Origin of the sequence: Enterobacter sp. 148H3, assembly GCF_034107425.1 — a bacterium.
Taxonomy (GTDB): domain Bacteria; phylum Pseudomonadota; class Gammaproteobacteria; order Enterobacterales; family Enterobacteriaceae; genus Enterobacter; species Enterobacter vonholyi.
In genome coordinates this window covers 251,101-272,921 of the sequence record NZ_JAWNEI010000005.1, presented here as the reverse complement: position 1 = coordinate 272,921, position 21,821 = coordinate 251,101, and the positions used below count along the sequence as shown (strand labels likewise).

Here is a 21,821-nt window from a genome sequence, read left to right as displayed (position 1 = left end):
CTTTCGGTGATAACTGTCAAAGAAAGTGCCCGGCAAACTAAACGTCGCCGGGCAAAAGATTAGCTGCGCAGACCGCGTCCGCGCTGGATCAGATACCAGCAGAGCAGGTAGAAGGCGATGATGAACACCACCAGCACCGCAACCGTGGTAAACAGCGGCACATCGGTAATGCCGAGGAAGCCAAAGCGAAAACCGCTGATCATGTAGACAATCGGGTTCAGGTGCGACAGCGCCTGCCAGAACGGTGGCAGCAGCGTCAGGGAGTAGAACACCCCGCCGAGATAGGTCAGCGGCGTCAGCACAAAGGTCGGAATCAGGCTGATATCGTCAAACGTCTTAGCGAACACAGCGTTCAGTAATCCGGCCAGCGAAAAGAGGATTGCCGTCAGTAGCAGCGTCAGCGCGACGAACAGCCACGAGTGGACCTGGAACGGCACGAAGAACAGTGAAATCGCCGTGACCAGGATGCCCACGCACAGCCCGCGCGCTACGCCGCCGCCAACATAGCCCGCGATAATGACGTGCGTCGGCACAGGCGCAACCAGCAGCTCTTCAATATTGCGCTGGAACTTAGCGCTGAAGAATGACGACGCTACGTTGGCGTAGGCGTTAGTAATCACCGCCATCATGATCAGACCCGGCACGATAAACTGCATATAGGTAAAGCCGTGCATTTCACCAATCCGGGAACCAATCAGGTTACCGAAGATGATGAAATAGAGCGTCATCGTGATGACCGGTGGCACCAGGGTTTGCACCCAGATACGCATAAAGCGGTTAATCTCTTTCGCCCAGATACTTTTCAGCGCGACCCAGTAAAGATGCGTCATGCCTTGTCTCCTTGTTTGTCCTGTACCAGAGAGACAAACAGCTCTTCCAGTCGGTTCGCTTTGTTACGCATACTTAAGACCTGAATCCCCTGCGCGCTCAGCTGCGAGAACACGCTGTTAATCCCCTGCTCGCGCAGCACTTCCACTTCCAGCGTCGAGGTATCCACCAGACGATACTGATACCCTTCAAGCTTCGGCAGCGGGCTTTTAGCCGCCAGATCGAGAATGAAGGTTTCTGATTTCAGCTTGGAGAGCAGATTCTTCATCGAGGTGTTCTCCACCAGCTCACCGTGCTGGATGATGCCGATGTTGCGGCAGAGCATTTCAGCCTCTTCAAGGTAGTGGGTGGTCAGAATAATGGTGGTGCCTTTGTCGTTGAGATCCTTCAGGAAGCCCCACATGGAGCGTCGCAGCTCGATGTCTACGCCCGCCGTTGGCTCATCAAGAATCAGCAGTTTTGGCTCGTGCATAAGCGCACGGGCAATCATCAGGCGGCGCTTCATCCCGCCGGATAACATCCGTGCGCGTTCGTTACGCTTTTCCCACAGGTCGAGCTGCTTGAGGTATTTTTCGCTCCGTTCAAGGGCTTCTTTACGCTCGACGCCGTAATAACCCGCCTGGTTAACGACGATCTGCTGCACCGTCTCGAACGGGTTGAAGTTGAACTCCTGCGGTACCAGACCCAGTTGGCGCTTGGCGTTCACCACATCTTTTTGCAGGTCGTAACCAAAGACACTCACCCGGCCGGACGTTTTGTTGACCAGCGAGCTGATAATCCCAATGGTGGTCGATTTCCCCGCGCCGTTCGGCCCCAGAAGCGCGTAAAAATCACCGGCCTCTACTTTAAGATCTATTCCGCGTAGCGCCTGAACGCCGCCCGGATAGGTTTTTTTAAGCTGTTCAAGCTCCAGTGCAATTGCCATGAAATTAACTTACCTTCAGTTCTGACACACGTTGTGTGGTTTCATTAAAAGTCGGGTTACCCTATAGTAGCGCAACGCAATTACTCGGTTACAGGTCGCTAACCTCCATGAACAACATAGATACACTCATCAGCAACAATGCACTATGGTCAAAAATGCTGGTGGAGGAAGACCCCGGATTTTTTGGAAAACTCGCGCAGGCGCAAAACCCACGCTTTCTCTGGATTGGATGCTCCGACAGCCGCGTACCGGCGGAGCGCCTGACAGGCCTTGAGCCCGGCGAACTGTTCGTTCACCGCAACGTTGCCAATCTGGTGATTCACACCGATCTCAACTGTCTTTCTGTTGTTCAGTATGCCGTTGACGTTCTGCAAGTCGAGCACATCATCATTTGCGGCCATTACGGCTGCGGCGGCGTGCAGGCGGCGGTTGAAAACACGGAACTGGGGCTCATTGATAACTGGCTACTGCACATCCGCGATATCTGGTTCAAACATAGCTCACTGCTGGGTGAAATGCCGCAGGAGCGTCGCATGGATACCCTTTGCGAACTCAACGTGATGGAGCAGGTGTATAACCTGGGCCACTCAACGATCATGCAATCAGCGTGGAAACGCGGGCAGAAGGTCTCTATCCACGGCTGGGCGTACGGAATTCACGATGGTCTGCTGCGCAATCTGGAAGTGACTGCCACCAACCGCGAAACGCTGGAGCAGCGTTACCGTTCTGGGATTGCCAACCTTCAGCTTAAGCATGTGAATCATAAATAAAGCCGGGGATATTCTCCCTCTCCCTGCGGGAGAGGGCCGGGGTGAGGGCATCAGCCCGCAATTACTCGTCCAGCAATACCACTTTTCCTACATACGGCAGATGACGATAACGCTGCGCGTAGTCAATGCCGTAACCGACGACGAACTCGTCAGGAATTGAGAAACCCACGAACTCTACCGGCACCTGAACTTCACGGCGGTCAGGTTTATCCAGCAGCGTACAAATCGCCAGAGATTTTGGCTCACGCAGGCTCAGGATCTCGCGCACTTTTGACAGCGTGTTGCCGGAGTCGATAATGTCTTCAACGATCAACACATCTTTGCCACGAATATCTTCATCCAGGTCTTTCAGGATTTTCACATCACGGGTCGTGGACATGCCGCTGCCGTAGCTGGAGGCGGTCATAAAATCGACTTCGTGGGGCACATGCACTTCACGGCAAAGGTCTGCCATGAACATGAAAGAGCCACGCAACAGACCGACCAGCACCATTTCGCTGCCGCTGTCCTTGTAATGTTCGGTGATTTGACGACCCAGTTCGGCGATACGCGCTTTGATCTCGGCTTCCGGGATCATCACTTCAACAGTATGTTTCATATTACTAACCAAATGATTTTAATGAAAATCTCTCAATACGGATGAGTTAATATCCAGCACTGATACACAAGCCATTCATTATATCAGCAAATGGATAAGCCTGGCGTATGAGTTATAAAAAGCAAATATTGTGATTCCGATCACACTTGTTAATACCTATAATTAGTTGCTAGCAAATTATTAACAAAAACTGACGAGTACACTTTCTATGGCTGAAACAAACTCTAAACAGCCGCGTCTACTGGTGACATTAACAGCAGCGTTCGCAGCCTTCTGCGCGCTGTATCTGTTAATCGGTGGCGTCTGGCTGGTCGCTTTAGGCGGCTCCTGGTACTACCCGATTGCGGGCCTGGTGATGGTTGCCGTAACCGTCCTGCTGTTGCGTAGAAAACAATCCGCACTGTGGCTGTATGCCGCATTCCTTCTTGCCACCATGATCTGGGGCATCTGGGAAGTCGGCTTTGACTTCTGGGCGCTGACGCCGCGCAGCGATATTCTGGTCTTCTTCGGTATATGGCTGATCCTGCCGTTTGTCTGGCGTCGCCTGATCGTGCCGTCCAGCGGTGCCGTTGCGGCGCTGGTAGTAGCCCTGCTGATCAGCGGCGGTATCCTGACCTGGGCCGGCTTTAACGACCCGCAGGAGATCAACGGTACGCTGAACGCAGAATCGACGCCTGCGGCGGCGATCTCTCAGGTCGCTGACGGCGACTGGCCTGCCTATGGTCGTAACCAGGAAGGCCAGCGTTACTCCCCGCTGAAGCAGATCAACGCGGACAACGTTAAAAACCTGAAAGAAGCCTGGGTATTCCGTACCGGCGACCTGAAGATGCCGAACGATCCGGGTGAACTGACCAACGAAGTGACGCCAATTAAAGTCGGCGATATGCTTTATCTGTGTACGGCGCACCAGCGTCTGTTCGCGCTCGACGCGGCCACCGGTAAAGAGAAATGGCACTTCGACCCGCAGCTGAACTCCAACCCGTCCTTCCAGCACGTGACCTGCCGTGGCGTCTCTTACCACGAAGCGCGCCCGGAAAATGCGAGCCCGGAAGTCATTGCCGACTGTCCTCGCCGCATCATGCTGCCGGTCAACGATGGTCGCCTGTTCGCCATCAATGCCGAAACGGGCAAGCTGTGCGAAACCTTTGCCAACAAAGGTATCCTGAATCTGCAGACCAACATGCCTGACACCACGCCGGGTCTGTATGAGCCAACCTCACCGCCAATCATCACCGATAAAACCATCGTGATTGCCGGTTCGGTAACGGATAACTTCTCCACGCGTGAAACCTCCGGCGTTATCCGTGGTTTCGACGTGAATACCGGTAAACTGCTGTGGGCCTTCGACCCGGGCGCGAAAGATCCAAACGCGATCCCGTCTGACGAGCACACCTTTACCTTTAACTCGCCAAACTCCTGGGCACCAGCGGCGTATGACGCGAAGCTGGACCTGGTCTACCTGCCGATGGGCGTTACTACGCCAGATATCTGGGGCGGTAACCGCACGCCGGAACAGGAACGTTATGCCAGCGCTATCGTGGCGTTGAACGCAACCACCGGTAAGCTGGCCTGGAGCTATCAGACCGTACACCACGATCTGTGGGATATGGATATGCCGTCCCAGCCAACGCTGGCGGACATTACCGTTAACGGCAAAACCGTGCCGGTGATTTACGCCCCGGCGAAAACCGGCAACATCTTCGTGCTGGATCGCAGCAACGGCAAGCTGGTTGTGCCTGCCCCGGAAAAACCGGTACCGCAGGGTGCGGCGAAAGGCGATTACGTCAGCAAAACCCAGCCGTTCTCCGACCTGAGCTTCCGTCCGAAGAAAGACCTCAGCGGGGCAGACATGTGGGGCGCCACGATGTTTGACCAGCTGGTGTGCCGCGTGATGTTCCACCAGCTGCGCTATGAAGGCATCTTCACCCCGCCTTCTGAGCAGGGCACGCTGGTCTTCCCGGGTAACCTGGGGATGTTCGAGTGGGGCGGGATCTCCGTTGACCCTAACCGTCAGGTGGCAATTGCCAACCCGATGGCGCTGCCGTTCGTTTCCCGTCTGATCCCACGCGGTCCGGGCAACCCAATGGAACAGCCGAAAGACGCGAAAGGCAGCGGTACCGAAGCCGGCATTCAGCCGCAGTACGGCGTACCGTTCGGCGTAACGCTGAACCCGTTCCTGTCTCCGTTTGGTCTGCCGTGTAAACAGCCTGCCTGGGGTTACATCTCCGGTCTGGATCTGAAAACTAACCAGATCGTGTGGAAAAAACGTATTGGTACGCCACAGGACAGCATGCCGTTCCCTATGCCGGTTCCGGTGCCGTTCAATATGGGTATGCCAATGCTGGGTGGCCCAATTTCCACCGCCGGTAACGTGCTGTTCATCGCGGCAACCGCAGATAACTACCTGCGCGCGTACAACATGACCAACGGTGAGAAACTGTGGCAAGGCCGTCTGCCAGCGGGTGGACAAGCCACGCCGATGACCTATGAAGTGAATGGCAAGCAGTACGTTGTCATCTCTGCGGGCGGTCACGGTTCGTTTGGCACGAAGATGGGCGACTATATTGTCGCGTATGCGCTGCCTGACGAAAACAAGTAACTGAAAAGCCCGGTGGCGCTTACGCGCTTACCGGGCCTATGGATACGCTATGTAGGCCGGGTAAGGCGAAGCCGCCACCCGGCTTTTTTACACGGTAAAGCCCAGCATCATCCCCGTATCTTCATGTTCCAGCAGATGGCAGTGCGCCATGTAGGCAAACTCCTTCGGCGCGTCGTGGTCAAACTTCACCAGTACCTCGCTGACGCCGCCCTCCACCTTCACCGTATCCTTCCAGCCCGCGCGATGCGCGTCCGGCGCTTTACCGTTCTCAGAGAGAATGCGGAACTGGGTGCCGTGGATATGGAACGGATGCAGCATCATGTCCCCTTCGCCTGAAATCACCCAGCGCTCAAACTGGCCCTTTGTCGCAGCAAACATCGGCGTATTCATATCGAACGCCTTGCCGTTGATCATATTGGCGTTGTGGAAATCAAAGCCATGGTCGCCGTGATTCATGTTCCCCATGCCGCCCATTTTTCCATGGTCCATATTCATATGGCCCATCATCTGCCCGTGATGCATTCCCGCCATCGCCTTATCGCCATATTTCGCCATCAGCGCCTGCATCCCCATCATATCGAGCATCGGGTTCATAGAGAGCTGCAGCTTGCGTTGCGTAAGCCCATCAAGCGACGGAAGTGCTGGCATAGTGGTTAACGTATCAGGGAGCGTGCCGGAAGCGGTCACCAGTAAAGGCTGGATACGCAGCACCGGGTGCGGCTTGTCAAACGGCGCGACCGCCATCCCCATCTGGCTAACCGGCAGCGTCACGAGGTCAAACGCCTTGCCGTCGCTGATGTCCACCAGCACCTCAAAGCGTTCGCCCATCAGCATCGGCAGCTCACTCACTTTCACCGGCTCCGGTAGCAGGCCGCCGTCACTGGCGACCACGTACAGCGGACGCTTATCGCTGGTGGCGAAGTTGAGGGAACGCGCGTTACAGCCGTTAAGCAGACGCAGGCGCAGCCAGCCCTTCGGCGCGGCGTGCTGAGGATAAATGGCGCCGTTGGTCAGCAGCGTGTCGCCAAACCAGCCTACCGCCGCGCTCATCACGTCCAGCTGGTAGTCAATTTGTCCGTCAGCGGTGAATTTCTTGTCCTGCACAATCACAGGCACATCGTCGATGCCCCACTGCTTCGGCAGGCGCAGCAGGCGGCTTTCGTCGTCTTCAATCAGCACCAGCCCCGCCAGCCCCATCGCCACCTGATGGCCCGTTTTACCATGCTGATGCGGATGGAACCAGCAGGTCGCCGCGCGCTGGTCGGGCGTAAAGGTGACGCTGCGCGAACCGCCCGCTTTGATGATGCCCTGCGGCCCGCCGTCCACCTCTCCCGGCACTTCCAGCCCGTGCCAGTGCAGCGTCGTCTCTTCAGCGAGCGTGTTGTGGATATCCACCGTCACCGCTTTCCCTTTACGCAGCTGAAGCGCCGGACCGAGCAAATTACCGTTATAGCCCCACGTCGTGGCGTTGTGCGCACCGAATGTTGTTTTGCCGGCCTGAACCACAAGCTGGATACGGCTTCGCGCATCAGCGGTCACTAAATCAGGAATGGGTAAGGCTGGCCTGTCGGCCGCAAAAACCGCGCGGCTCCAGAGAGGTAATGCGCTGGCAGCCCCCAGCACAGCGGAATATTTTAAAAAATCACGACGTTGCATGTTCATTTCCTTATTTCCAGCAGGCGATCTTTTGAGCATAAACCCTCCCCTTACCGGAAGGTCAAGTAAAGCGGCAATAATAAAGATCGTCGCACTGGCATCAAGTATGCTAACGTTAATTTTCCGTGAAGAAGTGGTAGAAGCAATGAAGACGTTTTTCAGGACAATTTTGTTCGGTAGCCTGATGGCAATGTGTGCGAACAGCTATGCGCTAAGTGAAAATGAAGCGGAAGATATGGCCGATTTAACGGCGGTTTTTGTATTCCTGAAAAATGATTGTGGCTACCAGAATTTACCCAACGGGCAGATTCGCCGCGCGCTGGTCTTTTTTGCCCAGCAGAACCAGTGGGATCTCAGCAACTACGACAGCTTCGACATGAAGGCGCTCGGCGAAGACAGCTACCGTGACTTAAGCGGTATTGGCATTCCCACTGCTAAAAAATGCAAAGCGCTGGCTCGCGACTCACTCAGCCTGCTCGCCTACGTTAAATAACCTTCCCGACGCCTCCTGTTGAACCTCTGGCCGTGCAACCACGGTTAGAGTTAGCTATCATGTTTCGCTCATTTTTTGCGAGCGTAACGGATGTTTACACAGGAGGAGTTCGCTATGGCCGACCACACGTTGTGGCATGAAACATTGCATGACCAGTTTGGTCAGTACTTTGCCGTTGATAACGTGCTCTACCATGAGAAAACCGATCACCAGGATCTGATCATCTTCGAGAATGCTGCCTTTGGCCGCGTGATGGCGCTGGACGGCGTTGTGCAAACCACCGAGCGCGACGAGTTTATTTATCATGAAATGATGACCCACGTCCCGCTCCTGGCGCACGGTCACGCGAAGCATGTTCTGATTATCGGCGGCGGCGACGGCGCAATGCTGCGTGAAGTGTCCCGCCATCGTTCCATTGAAACCATCACCATGGTGGAAATCGATGCGGGCGTCGTCTCTTTCTGCCGCCAGTACTTGCCCAACCACAATGCCGGCAGCTATGACGATCCCCGCTTTAGCCTGGTGATTGACGACGGCGTTAACTTTGTTAACCAGACCTCGCAGACCTTTGACGTGATTATCTCCGACTGCACCGACCCTATTGGGCCTGGCGCATCGTTGTTCACTTCCTCGTTCTACGAAGGCTGCAAGCGCTGCCTGAACCCGGGCGGGATCTTCGTCGCACAAAACGGCGTCTGCTTCCTGCAGCAGGATGAAGCGCTGGACAGCCATCGTAAACTCAGGACCTATTTCGAGGATGTCAGCTTCTATCAGGCGGCCATTCCGACGTACTACGGTGGGATCATGACCTTTGCCTGGGCGACGGATAACGACGTATTACGTCATCTTTCCACCGAAATTATTCAGGCCCGCTTCCATCAGGCAGGTCTTCAGTGCCGATACTACAATCCGGCTATTCATACCGCAGCGTTTGCTCTGCCGCAGTACCTGCAAGACGCATTATCCACTAAGGGGGTGAGCTAATTGAAAAAGCTTAAACTGCATGGCTTTAACAATCTGACCAAAAGCCTGAGTTTTTGTATTTACGATATCTGCTATGCCAAAACAGCGGAAGAACGCGATGGTTACATCGCCTATATCGACGAACTCTACAACGCCAACCGTCTGACCGAGATCCTGTCAGAAACCTGTTCCATTATCGGCGCAAATATCCTGAATATCGCCCGACAGGATTATGAACCCCAGGGCGCGAGCGTGACCATTCTGGTCAGCGAAGAGCCGGTTGACCCGAAGCTTATCGACAAAACGGAACATCCGGGCCCGCTGCCGGAAGTGGTTGTTGCCCACCTGGATAAAAGCCATATCTGCGTCCATACCTACCCGGAGAGTCACCCGGAAGGTGGGCTGTGTACGTTCCGCGCCGATATTGAAGTGTCGACCTGCGGCGTGATTTCCCCGCTGAACGCGCTGAACTATCTCATCCACCAGCTGGAATCAGATATCGTCACGATTGATTACCGCGTGCGCGGTTTTACTCGTGACGTCAACGGCATGAAGCACTTCATCGACCACGAGATCAACTCCATACAGAACTTTATGTCCGAGGACATGAAATCGCTGTACGACATGATGGACGTGAACGTGTATCAGGAAAACATCTTCCATACCAAGATGTTACTTAAGGAGTTCGACCTTAAGCACTATATGTTCCACACGAAGCCGGAAGATTTAAGCGAAGAAGAGCGTAAGGCGATTACTGACCTGCTCTGGAAAGAGATGCGCGAGATTTACTACGGCCGTAATATTCCGGCCGTGTAAGAACAAGCCGGAGCAGGGATGCTCCGGGCTGTTATTTCTGTTTCATGAAATCACGGTATGCGTTCACCACCTGAAGGAAGTCTTCTACGCCACACATCGACAGGCTCTCTTCGTCATAGTAGCTCATTCCCTCTTCCATCTCGTCACCTGAAAACTCGAGCTGGTTGGCACGCACCATGACCTCTTCACCATCCATCCACAGCGTATATTCATGCCCGGCGCGCTGCCAGGATCGTTCACTGCCTTTTACCGTATTTGCCGCCAGTTCAACCTCATCAAGAAGTGCGAGGTTTTCTTTCACCTCTTCGTTAAACCAGTGTCCAACGGCTTCGTGGCCCATCGACATACGCACTTTCACCACTCCGGTGATGTCGCGCAGAAATTCGTAATCCATAGTGTTTTCCTCTGCAAAGCCATTAAGGTAATTATCGCAGCAGCGAGGAAGAAAAAAAGCGTGAGAGGTGGGAGGAATGAAAATAAAAAGGTGAGAGCAAGACCCTGCGGCCTGATGCCCTCACCCCGCCCCTCTCCCGTGGGAGAGGGTGCAAACACTAAAAACCGTCTCGTGGAGACGGTTTTGCTGTTTATACTGCCGTCTGGAAGATAACCCCGTCAGCCTTCTCGGTGTACTGAGAGAGCTGGTCGAAGTTCAGATAGCGGTAGGTATCAACCGCAGTCTTATCCACCTGAGCCACGAAGGTCTGGTACTCTTCCGGCGTTGGCAGTTTGCCAATCAGCGCCGCAACCGCCGCCAGCTCAGCAGAAGCCAGGAATACGTTCGCACCGGTACCTAAACGGTTCGGGAAGTTACGGGTCGAGGTGGAGACCACCGTCGCGCCGTCGGCTACGCGCGCCTGGTTACCCATACACAGGGAACAGCCAGGAATTTCGATACGTGCACCGCTCTTACCAAACACGCTGTAGTATCCCTCTTCGGTCAGCTGAGCCGCGTCCATACGGGTCGGCGGAGCCACCCACAGACGGGTTGGCAGCTGTCCTTTGTGGGTATCCAGCAGCTTACCGGCTGCGCGGAAGTGACCAATGTTGGTCATGCACGAACCGATGAACACTTCGTCGATCTTCTCGCCCTGAACTTCAGACAGCGGACGCGCGTCGTCCGGATCGTTCGGTGCACACAGGATTGGCTCTTTGATATCCGCCAGATCGATGTCGATCACCGCCGCGTACTCTGCGTCGGCATCGGCTTCCAGCAGTTGCGGATCGGCCAGCCATTTTTCCATGCCCTGGATACGACGCTCCAGCGTACGACGGTCGCCGTAGCCTTCTGCAATCATCCACTTCAGCAGCACGATGTTAGAGTTCAGGTACTCAATGATCGGCTCTTTGTTCAGCTTGATGGTACAGCCCGCGGCTGAACGCTCGGCGGAGGCATCGGTCAGCTCGAACGCCTGCTCTACTTTCAGATCCGGCAGACCTTCAATTTCCAGGATACGGCCAGAGAAGATGTTTTTCTTCCCTTTCTTCTCAACGGTCAGCAGACCCTGTTTAATCGCATACAGCGGGATCGCGTGAACCAGGTCGCGCAGGGTGATACCCGGCTGCATTTTACCTTTGAAGCGCACCAGCACCGATTCCGGCATATCCAGCGGCATTACGCCGGTCGCCGCAGCAAACGCCACCAGACCGGAACCCGCCGGGAAGGAGATACCGATTGGGAAACGGGTATGGGAGTCACCGCCGGTACCCACGGTATCCGGCAGCAGCATACGGTTCAGCCAGGAGTGGATTACGCCGTCACCCGGACGCAGGGAAACACCGCCGCGGTTCATGATGAAGTCTGGCAGCGTGTGGTGCGTGGTCACGTCAACCGGCTTCGGATACGCCGCAGTGTGGCAGAAGGACTGCATCACCAGATCGGAAGAGAAGCCCAGGCACGCCAGGTCTTTCAGTTCGTCGCGGGTCATTGGGCCAGTGGTGTCCTGAGAACCTACGGAGGTCATCTTCGGCTCGCAGTATGCGCCAGGACGAACGCCGGCGACGCCGCAGGCGCGACCGACCATTTTCTGTGCCAGAGAGTAACCGCGATTGCTTTCCGCCACGTCTTTCGCGTGACGGAATACATCACTGTGCGGCAGACCCAGCGCTTCACGCGCTTTGGTGGTCAGGCCACGGCCGATGATCAGCGGAATACGACCACCGGCACGCACTTCGTCGATCAGCACGTCGGTTTTCAGCTCAAAGCTTGCCAGCAGTTCGTTGGTTTCGTGGTTACGCACTTCACCTTTGTACGGGTAAACGTCAATCACGTCGCCCATGTTCAGGTTAGAGACGTCCACTTCGATCGGCAGTGCGCCCGCATCTTCCATGGTGTTGAAGAAGATTGGCGCAATTTTACCGCCGAGGCACAGACCGCCGCCGCGCTTGTTTGGCACGTGCGGAATATCGTCGCCCATGAACCACAGCACGGAGTTGGTCGCGGACTTACGGGAAGAACCGGTACCCACAACGTCACCCACGTAGGCCAGCGGGAACCCTTTTTTCTGCAGGGCTTCGATCTGTTTGATCGGGCCAACGCTGCCCGGCTGATCCGGCTCAATGCCTTCACGGGCGTTTTTCAGCATCGCCAGGGCGTGCAGAGGGATATCCGGGCGAGACCACGCGTCCGGTGCCGGAGAGAGGTCATCGGTGTTGGTTTCACCGGTTACTTTGAAGACGGTAACGGTGATTTTTTCAGCCAGCGCTGGACGGTTCAGGAACCATTCGGCATCAGCCCAGGACTGCATCACCTGTTTCGCATAGACGTTGCCAGCTTTGGCTTTTTCTTCCACATCGTAGAAGTTATCGAACATCAGCAGCGTAGAAGAGAGCGCTTTAGCGGCAATCGGTGCCAGCTTGTCGTTATCCAGCGCGTCAATCAGCGGATGAATGTTGTAACCACCCTGCATGGTGCCGAGCAGTTCAATGGCTTTTTCAGGAGTAACCAGTGGGGAGGTGGCTTCGCCTTTGGCGATAGCAGCAAGGAATCCGGCTTTTACGTAGGCAGCTTCATCTACGCCAGGCGGTACGCGGTTGATCAACAGATCTAACAGAAATTCTTCTTCGCCCTTAGGCGGGTTCTTCAGCAGCTCGACGAGCGCGGCCATTTGGGTTGCATCTAAAGGTTTGGGTACAATTCCCTCGGCGGCACGTTCTGCTACGTGCTTACGGTATTCTTCTAGCACGACGGTTCTCCTCGCTCTCATTGTCATATGCGGCGGGCGTTCTCTTCACGCTCCTGTGAGACAGCAGTTTGTAGGGTAAATGCCCGATACCGCGTCGGGCAGCATAGCAGGATTTCTGCACAGTGTTAATCCGTTTACAAAAAAGCAACATTAAATAATTTGCTGAATCGTTAAGCATGGTGTAGCGGGGATTTAGGCCATCATTTGCGGTTTCTTCTGCACCGTGACGCTTCAGGTTTTCCTTCATCAGATATAATTGTGTAATAAATACTCACACTCTTTATCCGGACGTACCGGACGCTTCCCAATAAAAGTCAAAACGGTAAAAGGCGGGTGAATAATACTCACGCCAACCGTAACGCCTCACGGCACAGCGCTTGTCTCGTTGGAGTCATTTATGAAGTTGCCCTTTAAGCCACATCTGCTCGTCCTTCTGTGCAGTGCCGGGCTGTTTGCCGCCTCGGGCGTCATGTTTGTCAAAAGCCGCGCAATGGAACCCGCTGCGACAGCCCCCGTCGCACAACAACCGGCTGCATCGGACGCGCCTGCCGCAGCGCAGCCCGCCCCTGCTGTCGCGCCAACCTACACAGCCGCACAAATCGATCAGTGGGTTGCCCCCATTGCGCTCTACCCTGACGCCCTGCTGTCGCAAATTTTGATGGCGTCGACCTATCCGGCCAACGTGATTCAGGCGGCGCAGTGGTCCAAAGACAACCCTAAAATGGAAGGAGACGCCGCGATTCAGGCCGTTGCCAGCCAGCCCTGGGATCCGAGCGTGAAATCGCTGGTCGCGTTTCCTCAGCTTATGTCCCTGATGGGTGAAAACCCGCCGTGGGTACAAAATCTGGGCGATGCGTTTCTCGCGCAGCCTAAAGACGTAATGGATTCCGTTCAGCGCCTGCGCGCGCTGGCACAGAAGACCGGCGCTTTACAATCCACGCCTCAGCAGACGGTCACCACCGTGACAAAGCCAGCACCAGCGAAAACCAGCGCCACCGAGGCAACAACAACCACGTCTGCGCCCGCCCCTACGGTTATCAAAATTGAATCTGCGGATCCGCAGGTCGTTTACGTCCCCACCTATAACCCCAATACGGTTTACGGTACCTGGCCAAATACCGCCTATCCGCCCACCTATCTCCCGCCCACGCCCGGAGAGCAGTTTGGCAACAGCTTCGTTAACGGCTTAGGTTTCAGCCTGGGCGTTGCCACAACCTATGCCATTTTCAGCAATATCGACTGGGATGACGATGACTGGGACCACCATCATGACGGTGACTGGGATAATCACGGCGGCTATAACCGCAACGGTGATAACAACATCAATATCAACGTTGAGAACTTCAATAAAATCAGCGGTCAGCGTCTGACGGACGCCAACCGTACCTGGCAGCACAACCCGGCCTATCGGGAAGGCGTGCCCTATCCGACTAACCAGCTCAACAGTCGCTTCCACTCCACCAGCACGGCGACAGGGCTCAGTTCAACGCAGCAAAAACCGGTTAACCGGGACAGCCAGCGTCAGGCGGCCCTGAGCCAGATGGAGAAATCCACGGGTAAAACCTTCCCCCAAACGGCGCGCACCGGCACGAAAGATGTTCAGCGTCAGGCCTCAAGTGAACAGCTGAAGCAGATTTCCCAGCGCAATAACTACCGTGGCTACGACACCAAACCGCCGACGACGAAGCGCGCCACCACGCAGCAGCGAGAAAATCGCCAGACCACCGCTCAGAGGCAAGAGAAACGGGTTTCGCAGCCCGCACAGCAACGCACTCTGCAGCAGCGAAACAGCCAGCCCCGGGCCAATGCGCTGAGCGGCAACGACAGCCGCTCCGCGAACTGGCAGGCGCAGCAGCAGCGTGGTGCGCAAAGCAGGCAGCTTGCCGCTCGCCAGCAGCAGCGTCAGGCGTCTGGTGGACGCGCTGAACGCCGTGAAATTCGACATCGCTAAGGGAACCGACATGAAAAGTAAACTACTCAGCGGAATGGTGTTGTTCATGCTTTCGGCCCCTGTGATGGCGCAGCAGTCCTTCAGCACGCCCGATCGGGCGACCGATGCGCTGGCCAACGCCATCAGTGAGCAAAATGAGAGCGCGATGAGCAATCTGCTTGGAGAGAACTGGCGCGATTTTCTGCCCCCTGAAGGCGTTGATCCGGATGCCGTCGATCGCTTCCTGCGCGACTGGAAAGTCCGTCATAAGACCGTTGTCGAAGGGGATACGGCGCATCTGGTTGTCGGAGACAGCGGCTGGCAGCTTCCCATCCCGGTGATCAAAACCACTGCAGGCTGGCAGTTCGATATCAAAGAAGGGGCTGAAGAAATCCTGACCCGCGAAATTGGGCGTAACGAGCTCGCCGCCATTGAAGCCTTACATGCCTATGTTGATGCGCAGCAAAGCTACTTTGCAATGAACCAGAAATACGCGCAGAAAATTGTCAGCTCGAAGGGGAAAAAAGACGGTTTGTACTGGCCCGCCTCCCCCGGCGAAGCGCCCAGTCCGCTCGGACCGGCATTTAGCCCAAAAGAGCCGGGTACCGGCTATCACGGCTATCGCTTCCGCATCCTGCCGGATAATAACGGTTTCGCGATGGTGGCCTGGCCGGTCAGCTACGGCCAGACGGGCGTCATGAGCTTTTTGATAAACCAGGACGACAAGGTGTACCAGTCCGATCTCGGCAGCAATTCAGAGCAGAAAGCCCGTGCGCTAGCCGCCTATAGCCCTGATAAAACCTGGCAGCCTGTAGCACCCTGAACGCAGCGCATAAAAAAAGCGGCCATTGGCCGCTTTTTTCATCTGAAGAAACTTATTTCTTCTTCGCTTTCGCGTTTGGCAGGTCGGTGATGCTGCCTTCAAACACTTCTGCCGCCAGGCCCACGGACTCGTGCAGAGTCGGGTGAGCGTGGATGGTCAGCGCGATGTCTTCAGCGTCACAGCCCATTTCGATAGCCAGACCGATTTCACCCAGCAGCTCGCCGCCGTTGGTACCGACAATCGCACCACCGATCACACGGTGAGTCTCTTTGTCGAAGATCAGTTTGGTCATACCGTCTGCGCAGTCGGATGCGATAGCACGGCCAGAAGCAGCCCACGGGAAGGTGGCGGTTTCGTAGCTGATGCCTTTCTCTTTCGCTTCTTTCTCAGTCAGACCAACCCATGCCACTTCTGGCTCGGTGTACGCGATAGATGGGATCACTTTCGGATCGAAGTAGTGCTTCATGCCGGCGATAACTTCAGCGGCAACGTGACCTTCGTGAACACCTTTGTGCGCCAGCATTGGCTGACCGACGATATCGCCGATAGCAAAGATGTGCGGCACGTTAGTGCGCAGCTGCTTGTCAACGCGGATGAAGCCACGGTCGTCCACTTCCACGCCAGCTTTGCCCGCATCGAGGTTTTTACCGTTCGGTACACGACCGATAGCCACCAGCACGGCGTCGTAACGCTGTGGTTCGGATGGGGCTTTTTTGCCTTCCATGGAAACGTAAATACCGTCTTCTTTCGCTTCAACGGCAGTCACTTTGGTTTCCAACATCAGGTTGAATTTCTTGCTGATGCGTTTGGTGAAGACTTTAACGATGTCTTTGTCGGCAGCCGGGATAACCTGGTCGAACATTTCAACCACGTCGATCTCTGAACCCAGCGCGTGGTACACGGTACCCATTTCCAGACCGATGATACCGCCGCCCATAACCAGCAGACGCTTAGGAACGGTTTTCAGCTCCAGCGCATCGGTGGAATCCCACACGCGTGGATCTTCATGTGGAATGAATGGCAGTTCGATTGGGCGAGAGCCTGCCGCGATAATCGCGTTGTCGAAGTTGATCACGGTTTTGCCGTTTTCGCCTTCCACTTCCAGGGTGTTCGCACCGGTGAATTTACCCAGACCGTTTACCACTTTCACTTTACGGCCTTTGGCCATACCCGCCAGACCGCCGGTCAGCTGAGTGATAACTTTCTCTTTCCAGGTACGAATTTTGTCGATATCGGTTTTCGGCTCGCCGAAGACGATACCGTGTTCAGCCAGCGCTTTGGCTTCTTCGATAACTTTCGCTACGTGCAGCAGCGCTTTAGAAGGGATACAGCCGACGTTCAGACAAACACCGCCGAGGGTGCTGTAACGTTCTACGATGACGGTTTCCAGACCTAAATCCGCGGCGCGGAATGCTGCGGAGTAACCTGCCGGGCCTGCCCCAAGTACTACGACCTGAGTTTTGATTTCTGTGCTCATCATGACCTCTTAATTTATACCCGTCGTCCACCGGGTCGTTCTATCCGCCCGCAGTTTACAAAATTGTTAACAATTTTGAAACAACAAACGGCTCACGAATTGTCGCTTTCGCCAATAACCTCACAAACACCATGAGATTATCAGAAAAAAGCCGGCCGACTGGCCGGCTTTTCGATTACATCACCAGGCGGCGAATGTCGCTCAGCATGTTGTTGATGATGGTGATGAAGCGCGCACCATCAGCACCGTCGATCACGCGGTGGTCGAAGGACAGAGAGATTGGCATCATCAGACGCGGTACGAACTCTTTGCCATTCCACACCGGCTCCATCGCGGACTTAGACACACCGAGGATAGCCACTTCCGGCGCGTTCACAATCGGCGCGAAGTGGGTGGTACCCAGGCCGCCGATGCTGGAGATAGTGAAGCAGCCGCCCTGCATTTCGCCGGCAGTCAGCTTACCATCGCGCGCTTTCTTGGAGATCACGGTAAGTTCACGGGACAGCTCAGTGATGCTCTTCTTGTTCACGTCTTTGAAGACCGGAACAACCAGACCATTTGGCGTATCAACCGCAACACCGATGTTGATGTATTTCTTCAGCGTCAGCTTCTGGCCGTCTTCGGACAGGGAGCTGTTGAAGCGTGGCATCTGTTCCAGAGCCGCAGCAACCGCCTTCATGATGAAGACCACTGGGGTGAATTTCACGTCCAGTTTACGCTTCTCAGCTTCGGCGTTCTGCTGTTTACGGAACGCTTCCAGATCGGTGATATCGGTTTTGTCGAAGTGCGTAACGTGCGGGATCATCACCCAGTTACGGCTCAGGTTCGCACCAGAGATTTTCTGGATACGGCCCAGCTCCACTTCTTCGATTTCGCCGAACTTGCTGAAGTCCACTTTCGGCCATGGCAGCATGCCCGGGATACCGCCGCCAGCGGCTGCAGCTGGTGCAGCTTCGGCGCGTTTCACCGCGTCTTTCACGTAGGTCTGAACGTCTTCGCGCAGGATACGACCCTTACGGCCGGTCCCTTTCACTTTCGCCAGGTTAACACCGAATTCGCGCGCCAGGCGACGAATCAGCGGCGTCGCGTGGACGTAAGCGTCGTTTTCAGCGAACTCTGATTTTTCTGCTTTTGCAGCAGGGGCAGCGGCTGGTTTAGCAGCCTGAGCCGGTGCAGCAGCCGGTGCTGGAGCAGCCGCGGCAGCCGGAGCTGCGGCAGGCGCAGCGCCTTCCACTTCGAAGACCATGATCAGAGAGCCGGTAGACACTTTGTCGCCGGTGCTGATTTTGATCTCTTTAACGGTACCCGCGAATGGCGCAGGGACTTCCATAGAAGCCTTGTCGCCTTCAACGGTGATCAGTGACTGTTCAGCGGCAACTTTGTCGCCCACTTTTACCATCACTTCGGTGACTTCAACTTCGTCACCGCCGATGTCCGGTACGTTAACGTCTTTCGCGCCGCCAGCAGCGGCTGGTGCTGCGGCCGGAGCCGGAGCAGCGGCCTGTGCAGGCGCGGCAGCAGGGGCAGCACCCGCCACTTCGAAGATCATGATCAGGGAGCCGGTAGACACTTTGTCGCCGGTGTTGATCTTGATCTCTTTAACGGTACCCGCGAACGGAGCCGGCACTTCCATAGAGGCTTTGTCGCCTTCTACGGTGATCAGTGACTGCTCGGCCGCAACGGTATCGCCCACTTTCACCAGGATCTCAGTGACTTCAACTTCGTCACCACCGATATCCGGCACGTTCACTTCTTTTGCAGCTGCGGCAGCTGCTGGAGCAGCGGCGGCCGGAGCGGCTTTCTTCTCTTCCTGCGCAGGTGCAGCTGCTGCTGCACCGTCGGCGGAATCGAAAATCATGATCAGTTTGCCAGTCTCGGTTTTATCGCCAACAGAGACTTTGATCTCTTTAACGATGCCAGCCTGAGGAGACGGGACTTCCATAGAGGCTTTGTCGCCTTCTACGGTGATCAGCGACTGTTCAGCTTCAACTTTGTCGCCTACTTTGACCAGGATCTCGGTGATTTCAACTTCATCAGCCCCGATGTCCGGTACATTGATTTCGATAGCCATTATTCTTTTACCTCTTACGCCAGACGCGGGTTAACTTTTTCTGCATCGATGTTGAATTTGGTGATTGCGTCTGCAACCACTTTCTTATCGATTTCGCCACGTTTAGCCAGTTCGCCCAGTGCTGCTACAACCACGTAAGAAGCATCAACTTCGAAGTGGTGACGCAGGTTTTCGCGGCTGTCAGAACGACCGAAGCCGTCAGTACCCAGTACGCGATAATCATCAGCTGGAACGTAAGTACGAACCTGCTCAGCGAACAGTTTCATATAGTCAGTAGACGCCACCGCTGGCGCGTCGTTCATCACCTGAGCGATGTAAGGAACGCGTGGGGTTTCCATTGGGTGCAGCATGTTCCAGCGCTCACAATCCTGGCCATCACGCGCCAGTTCAGTGAAGGAGGTAACAGAGTACACATCGGAACCGACACCGTAGTCTTTCGCCAGGATCTGCGCTGCTTCACGAACGTGACGCAGGATAGAACCGGAGCCCAGCAGCTGAACTTTACCTTTGCTACCTTCGATGGTTTCGAGTTTGTAGATACCTTTACGGATACCTTCCTCGGCACCTGCTGGCATTGCCGGCATGTGGTAGTTTTCGTTCAGGGTGGTGATGTAGTAGTAAATGTTCTCCTGCGCTTCACCGTACATGCGCTGCAGACCGTCATGCATGATGACAGCCACTTCGTACGCGTAAGACGGGTCGTAAGAGATACAGTTAGGGATAGTCAGAGACTGAATGTGGCTGTGACCATCTTCGTGCTGCAGACCTTCACCGTTCAGGGTCGTACGACCGGAAGTACCACCGATCAGGAAGCCGCGAGCCTGCTGGTCGCCTGCCTGCCAGCACAGGTCACCGATACGCTGGAACCCGAACATGGAGTAGTAAATGTAGAACGGGATCATCGGCAGGTTGTTGGTGCTGTAAGAGGTCGCAGCAGCCAGCCAGGATGCGCCTGCGCCCAGCTCGTTGATACCTTCCTGCAGGATCTGACCTTTCTCGTCTTCTTTGTAGTATGCAACCTGCTCACGGTCCTGCGGGGTGTACTGCTGGCCGTTCGGGCTGTAGATACCGATCTGACGGAACAGACCTTCCATACCGAAAGTACGCGCTTCGTCGGCGATGATTGGCACCAGGCGATCTTTGATCGACTTGTTCTTCAGCATCACGTTCAGGGCACGAACGAAAGCGATAGTGGTAGAGATCTCTTTGTTCTGCTCTTCCAGCAGCTGAGAGAAGTCTTCCAGCGCTGGCAGTTCCAGTTTCTCGGTGAAGTTTGGCTGACGAGCTGGCAGGTAGCCTTTCAGCGCCTGACGACGTTCGTGCAGGTACTTGTGCTCTTCAGAACCTTCCGGGAAGGTGATGTAAGACAGGTTTTCTACCTGCTCATCGGTGACTGGAACGTTGAAACGGTCGCGGATATAACGCACGCCGTCCATGTTCATTTTCTTAACCTGGTGAGCGATGTTTTTACCTTCTGCGGTATCACCCATGCCGTAACCTTTGATGGTGTGGGCCAGGATTACAGTCGCTTTACCTTTGGTTTCACGCGCTTTTTTCAGTGCAGCGTAGATTTTCTTCGGATCGTGACCACCGCGGTTCAGGGCCCAGATCTGCTCATCAGTCCAGTCTGCAACCAGGGCTGCGGTTTCTGGATATTTGCCGAAGAAGTGCTCACGCACGTAGGCACCGTCTTTGGATTTGAAGGTCTGGTAGTCACCGTCAACGGTTTCGTTCATCAGCTGGATCAGTTTACCGCTGGTGTCTTTACGCAGCAGTTCGTCCCAACGGGAACCCCACATCACTTTGATCACGTTCCAGCCAGCACCTGCGAAGATGCCTTCCAGTTCGTTGATGATCTTGCCGTTACCGGTTACCGGACCATCCAGACGCTGCAGGTTACAGTTGATGATGAAGCACAGGTTGTCCAGCTTTTCACGGGTTGCGATGGTGATCGCACCTTTGGATTCTGGCTCATCCATTTCGCCGTCGCCCAGGAAGGCGTATACGGTCTGCTCAGAGGTGTCTTTCAGACCACGGTGTTCCAGATACTTCAGGAATTTCGCCTGGTAGATCGCACCGATTGGGCCCAGACCCATAGATACGGTTGGGAACTGCCAGAATTCAGGCATCAGTTTAGGGTGCGGGTAAGAAGACAGACCTTTACCGTGAACTTCCTGACGGAAGTTGTTCATCTGCTCTTCAGTCAGACGACCTTCCAGGAATGCACGTGCATAGATGCCCGGAGAGATGTGGCCCTGGAAGTACACCAGATCGCCGCCGTCTTTCTCGTTCGCTGCACGGAAGAAGTGGTTGAAGCACACTTCGTAAACGGTCGCAGAAGACTGGAAGGACGCCATGTGGCCACCCAGTTCCAGGTCTTTCTTGGATGCGCGCAGAACGGTCATAATGGCGTTCCAGCGAATTGCAGAACGGATACGACGTTCCAGATCCAGATTGCCCGGGTATTCCGGTTCGTCTTCGACGGCAATCGTGTTTACGTAGTTGCTAGCCCCTGCACCTGAAGCAACCTTCACACCGCCTTTGCGGGCTTCAGAAAGCAGCTGATCAATCAGATACTGAGCGCGCTCAACACCTTCTTCACGGATGACCGATTCGATCGCCTGTAGCCAGTCGCGAGTTTCGATCGGATCCACGTCATTTTGGAGACGTTCTGACATGGGGGTATTCCT

At 55.2% G+C, this 21,821-nt stretch carries 16 protein-coding genes; 7 read left to right on the top strand and 9 right to left on the bottom strand.

Annotated elements, in window-relative coordinates; translation table 11 throughout:
• Positions 1-59: 59 nt before the first annotated feature.
• Positions 60-830 (bottom strand): ABC transporter permease, encoded by a 771-nt coding sequence (locus USH94_RS09810; RefSeq protein ID WP_023334536.1) that lies wholly within the window; start codon positions 828-830, stop codon positions 60-62.
• Positions 827-1,753: an ABC transporter ATP-binding protein gene (locus USH94_RS09805; protein WP_008501946.1), complete on the bottom strand. Its 927-nt coding sequence runs from the start codon at positions 1,751-1,753 to the stop codon at positions 827-829. The genes USH94_RS09810 and USH94_RS09805 overlap by 4 nt, the downstream gene beginning before the upstream one ends.
• Before the next feature lie 107 nt (positions 1,754-1,860).
• Between USH94_RS09805 and can the strand changes: the two genes are divergently transcribed.
• On the top strand, positions 1,861-2,523 hold the full coding sequence (gene can / locus USH94_RS09800; protein ID WP_008501947.1) for a carbonate dehydratase: 663 nt from the start codon (positions 1,861-1,863) through the stop codon (positions 2,521-2,523).
• Positions 2,524-2,584: 61 nt separating this feature from the next.
• On the opposite strand, the gene hpt is transcribed toward can, so the two are convergent.
• A complete protein-coding gene (gene hpt / locus USH94_RS09795) occupies positions 2,585-3,121 on the bottom strand; it encodes a hypoxanthine phosphoribosyltransferase (RefSeq protein ID WP_008501948.1) in 537 nt (178 codons plus the stop codon).
• A 208-nt stretch (positions 3,122-3,329) separates the two neighbouring features.
• Between hpt and USH94_RS09790 the strand changes: the two genes are divergently transcribed.
• On the top strand, positions 3,330-5,720 hold the full coding sequence (locus USH94_RS09790) for a glucose/quinate/shikimate family membrane-bound PQQ-dependent dehydrogenase (RefSeq protein ID WP_111964016.1): 2,391 nt from the start codon (positions 3,330-3,332) through the stop codon (positions 5,718-5,720).
• An 87-nt stretch (positions 5,721-5,807) separates the two neighbouring features.
• On the opposite strand, the gene cueO is transcribed toward USH94_RS09790, so the two are convergent.
• On the bottom strand, positions 5,808-7,376 hold the full coding sequence (gene cueO / locus USH94_RS09785) for a multicopper oxidase CueO (protein ID WP_111964017.1): 1,569 nt from the start codon (positions 7,374-7,376) through the stop codon (positions 5,808-5,810).
• A 145-nt stretch (positions 7,377-7,521) separates the two neighbouring features.
• On the opposite strand from cueO, the gene USH94_RS09780 reads away from it, so the two are divergent.
• The 3 genes from USH94_RS09780 to speD all read left to right on the top strand — a co-directional run bounded on the left by USH94_RS09780 (position 7,522) and on the right by speD (position 9,648).
• Positions 7,522-7,869 carry a YacC family pilotin-like protein gene (locus tag USH94_RS09780; protein ID WP_014882582.1) on the top strand — a complete coding sequence of 116 codons (348 nt, stop codon included), beginning with the start codon at positions 7,522-7,524 and terminating at the stop codon, positions 7,867-7,869.
• 114 nt (positions 7,870-7,983) lie between these two features.
• A complete protein-coding gene (gene speE / locus USH94_RS09775; RefSeq protein WP_111964018.1) occupies positions 7,984-8,853 on the top strand; it encodes a polyamine aminopropyltransferase in 870 nt (289 codons plus the stop codon).
• Positions 8,854-9,648: an adenosylmethionine decarboxylase gene (gene speD / locus USH94_RS09770; RefSeq protein ID WP_008501953.1), complete on the top strand. Its 795-nt coding sequence runs from the start codon at positions 8,854-8,856 to the stop codon at positions 9,646-9,648.
• Between the two features lie 31 nt (positions 9,649-9,679).
• Here the strand turns inward: speD and yacL are convergent, their stop codons facing one another.
• The gene (yacL, locus tag USH94_RS09765) at positions 9,680-10,042 is read right to left on the bottom strand and encodes a protein YacL (protein WP_111964019.1); all 363 of its coding nucleotides are present in this window, start codon (positions 10,040-10,042) and stop codon (positions 9,680-9,682) included.
• Positions 10,043-10,232: 190 nt separating this feature from the next.
• The gene (gene acnB / locus USH94_RS09760) at positions 10,233-12,830 is read right to left on the bottom strand and encodes a bifunctional aconitate hydratase 2/2-methylisocitrate dehydratase (RefSeq protein ID WP_032645211.1); all 2,598 of its coding nucleotides are present in this window, start codon (positions 12,828-12,830) and stop codon (positions 10,233-10,235) included.
• A gap of 397 nt (positions 12,831-13,227) precedes the next feature.
• On the opposite strand from acnB, the gene USH94_RS09755 reads away from it, so the two are divergent.
• Both USH94_RS09755 and USH94_RS09750 read left to right on the top strand, forming a co-directional pair.
• On the top strand, positions 13,228-14,781 hold the full coding sequence (locus USH94_RS09755) for a DUF3300 domain-containing protein (protein WP_111964020.1): 1,554 nt from the start codon (positions 13,228-13,230) through the stop codon (positions 14,779-14,781).
• A gap of 10 nt (positions 14,782-14,791) precedes the next feature.
• On the top strand, positions 14,792-15,583 hold the full coding sequence (locus tag USH94_RS09750; RefSeq protein WP_111964161.1) for a DUF2950 family protein: 792 nt from the start codon (positions 14,792-14,794) through the stop codon (positions 15,581-15,583).
• Between the two features lie 52 nt (positions 15,584-15,635).
• Here the strand turns inward: USH94_RS09750 and lpdA are convergent, their stop codons facing one another.
• The 3 genes from lpdA to aceE form a co-directional block, all read right to left on the bottom strand.
• A complete protein-coding gene (lpdA, locus tag USH94_RS09745) occupies positions 15,636-17,060 on the bottom strand; it encodes a dihydrolipoyl dehydrogenase (protein ID WP_003856313.1) in 1,425 nt (474 codons plus the stop codon).
• A 175-nt stretch (positions 17,061-17,235) separates the two neighbouring features.
• Positions 17,236-19,131 (bottom strand): pyruvate dehydrogenase complex dihydrolipoyllysine-residue acetyltransferase, encoded by a 1,896-nt coding sequence (gene aceF, locus USH94_RS09740; protein ID WP_111964021.1) that lies wholly within the window; start codon positions 19,129-19,131, stop codon positions 17,236-17,238.
• A gap of 14 nt (positions 19,132-19,145) precedes the next feature.
• Positions 19,146-21,809 carry a pyruvate dehydrogenase (acetyl-transferring), homodimeric type gene (gene aceE / locus USH94_RS09735; protein ID WP_028015529.1) on the bottom strand — a complete coding sequence of 888 codons (2,664 nt, stop codon included), beginning with the start codon at positions 21,807-21,809 and terminating at the stop codon, positions 19,146-19,148.
• Between the last annotated feature and the right edge of the window lie 12 nt (positions 21,810-21,821).

Bases quoted from the DNA above. Each gene is read 5' to 3' on its own strand.
- aceE (WP_028015529.1), bottom strand. From the start codon at position 21,809: ATGTCAGAACGTCTCCAAAATGACGTGGATCCGATCGAAACTCGCGAC.
- USH94_RS09755 (WP_111964020.1), top strand. From the start codon at position 13,228: ATGAAGTTGCCCTTTAAGCCACATCTGCTCGTCCTTCTGTGCAGTGCC.
- speE (WP_111964018.1), top strand. From the start codon at position 7,984: ATGGCCGACCACACGTTGTGGCATGAAACATTGCATGACCAGTTTGGT.
- cueO (WP_111964017.1), bottom strand. From the start codon at position 7,376: ATGCAACGTCGTGATTTTTTAAAATATTCCGCTGTGCTGGGGGCTGCC.
- USH94_RS09790 (WP_111964016.1), top strand. From the start codon at position 3,330: ATGGCTGAAACAAACTCTAAACAGCCGCGTCTACTGGTGACATTAACA.
- yacL (WP_111964019.1), bottom strand. From the start codon at position 10,042: ATGGATTACGAATTTCTGCGCGACATCACCGGAGTGGTGAAAGTGCGT.
- USH94_RS09810 (WP_023334536.1), bottom strand. From the start codon at position 830: ATGACGCATCTTTACTGGGTCGCGCTGAAAAGTATCTGGGCGAAAGAG.
- lpdA (WP_003856313.1), bottom strand. From the start codon at position 17,060: ATGAGCACAGAAATCAAAACTCAGGTCGTAGTACTTGGGGCAGGCCCG.
- USH94_RS09780 (WP_014882582.1), top strand. From the start codon at position 7,522: ATGAAGACGTTTTTCAGGACAATTTTGTTCGGTAGCCTGATGGCAATG.
- can (WP_008501947.1), top strand. From the start codon at position 1,861: ATGAACAACATAGATACACTCATCAGCAACAATGCACTATGGTCAAAA.
- USH94_RS09805 (WP_008501946.1), bottom strand. From the start codon at position 1,753: ATGGCAATTGCACTGGAGCTTGAACAGCTTAAAAAAACCTATCCGGGC.
- USH94_RS09750 (WP_111964161.1), top strand. From the start codon at position 14,792: ATGAAAAGTAAACTACTCAGCGGAATGGTGTTGTTCATGCTTTCGGCC.
- aceF (WP_111964021.1), bottom strand. From the start codon at position 19,131: ATGGCTATCGAAATCAATGTACCGGACATCGGGGCTGATGAAGTTGAA.
- hpt (WP_008501948.1), bottom strand. From the start codon at position 3,121: ATGAAACATACTGTTGAAGTGATGATCCCGGAAGCCGAGATCAAAGCG.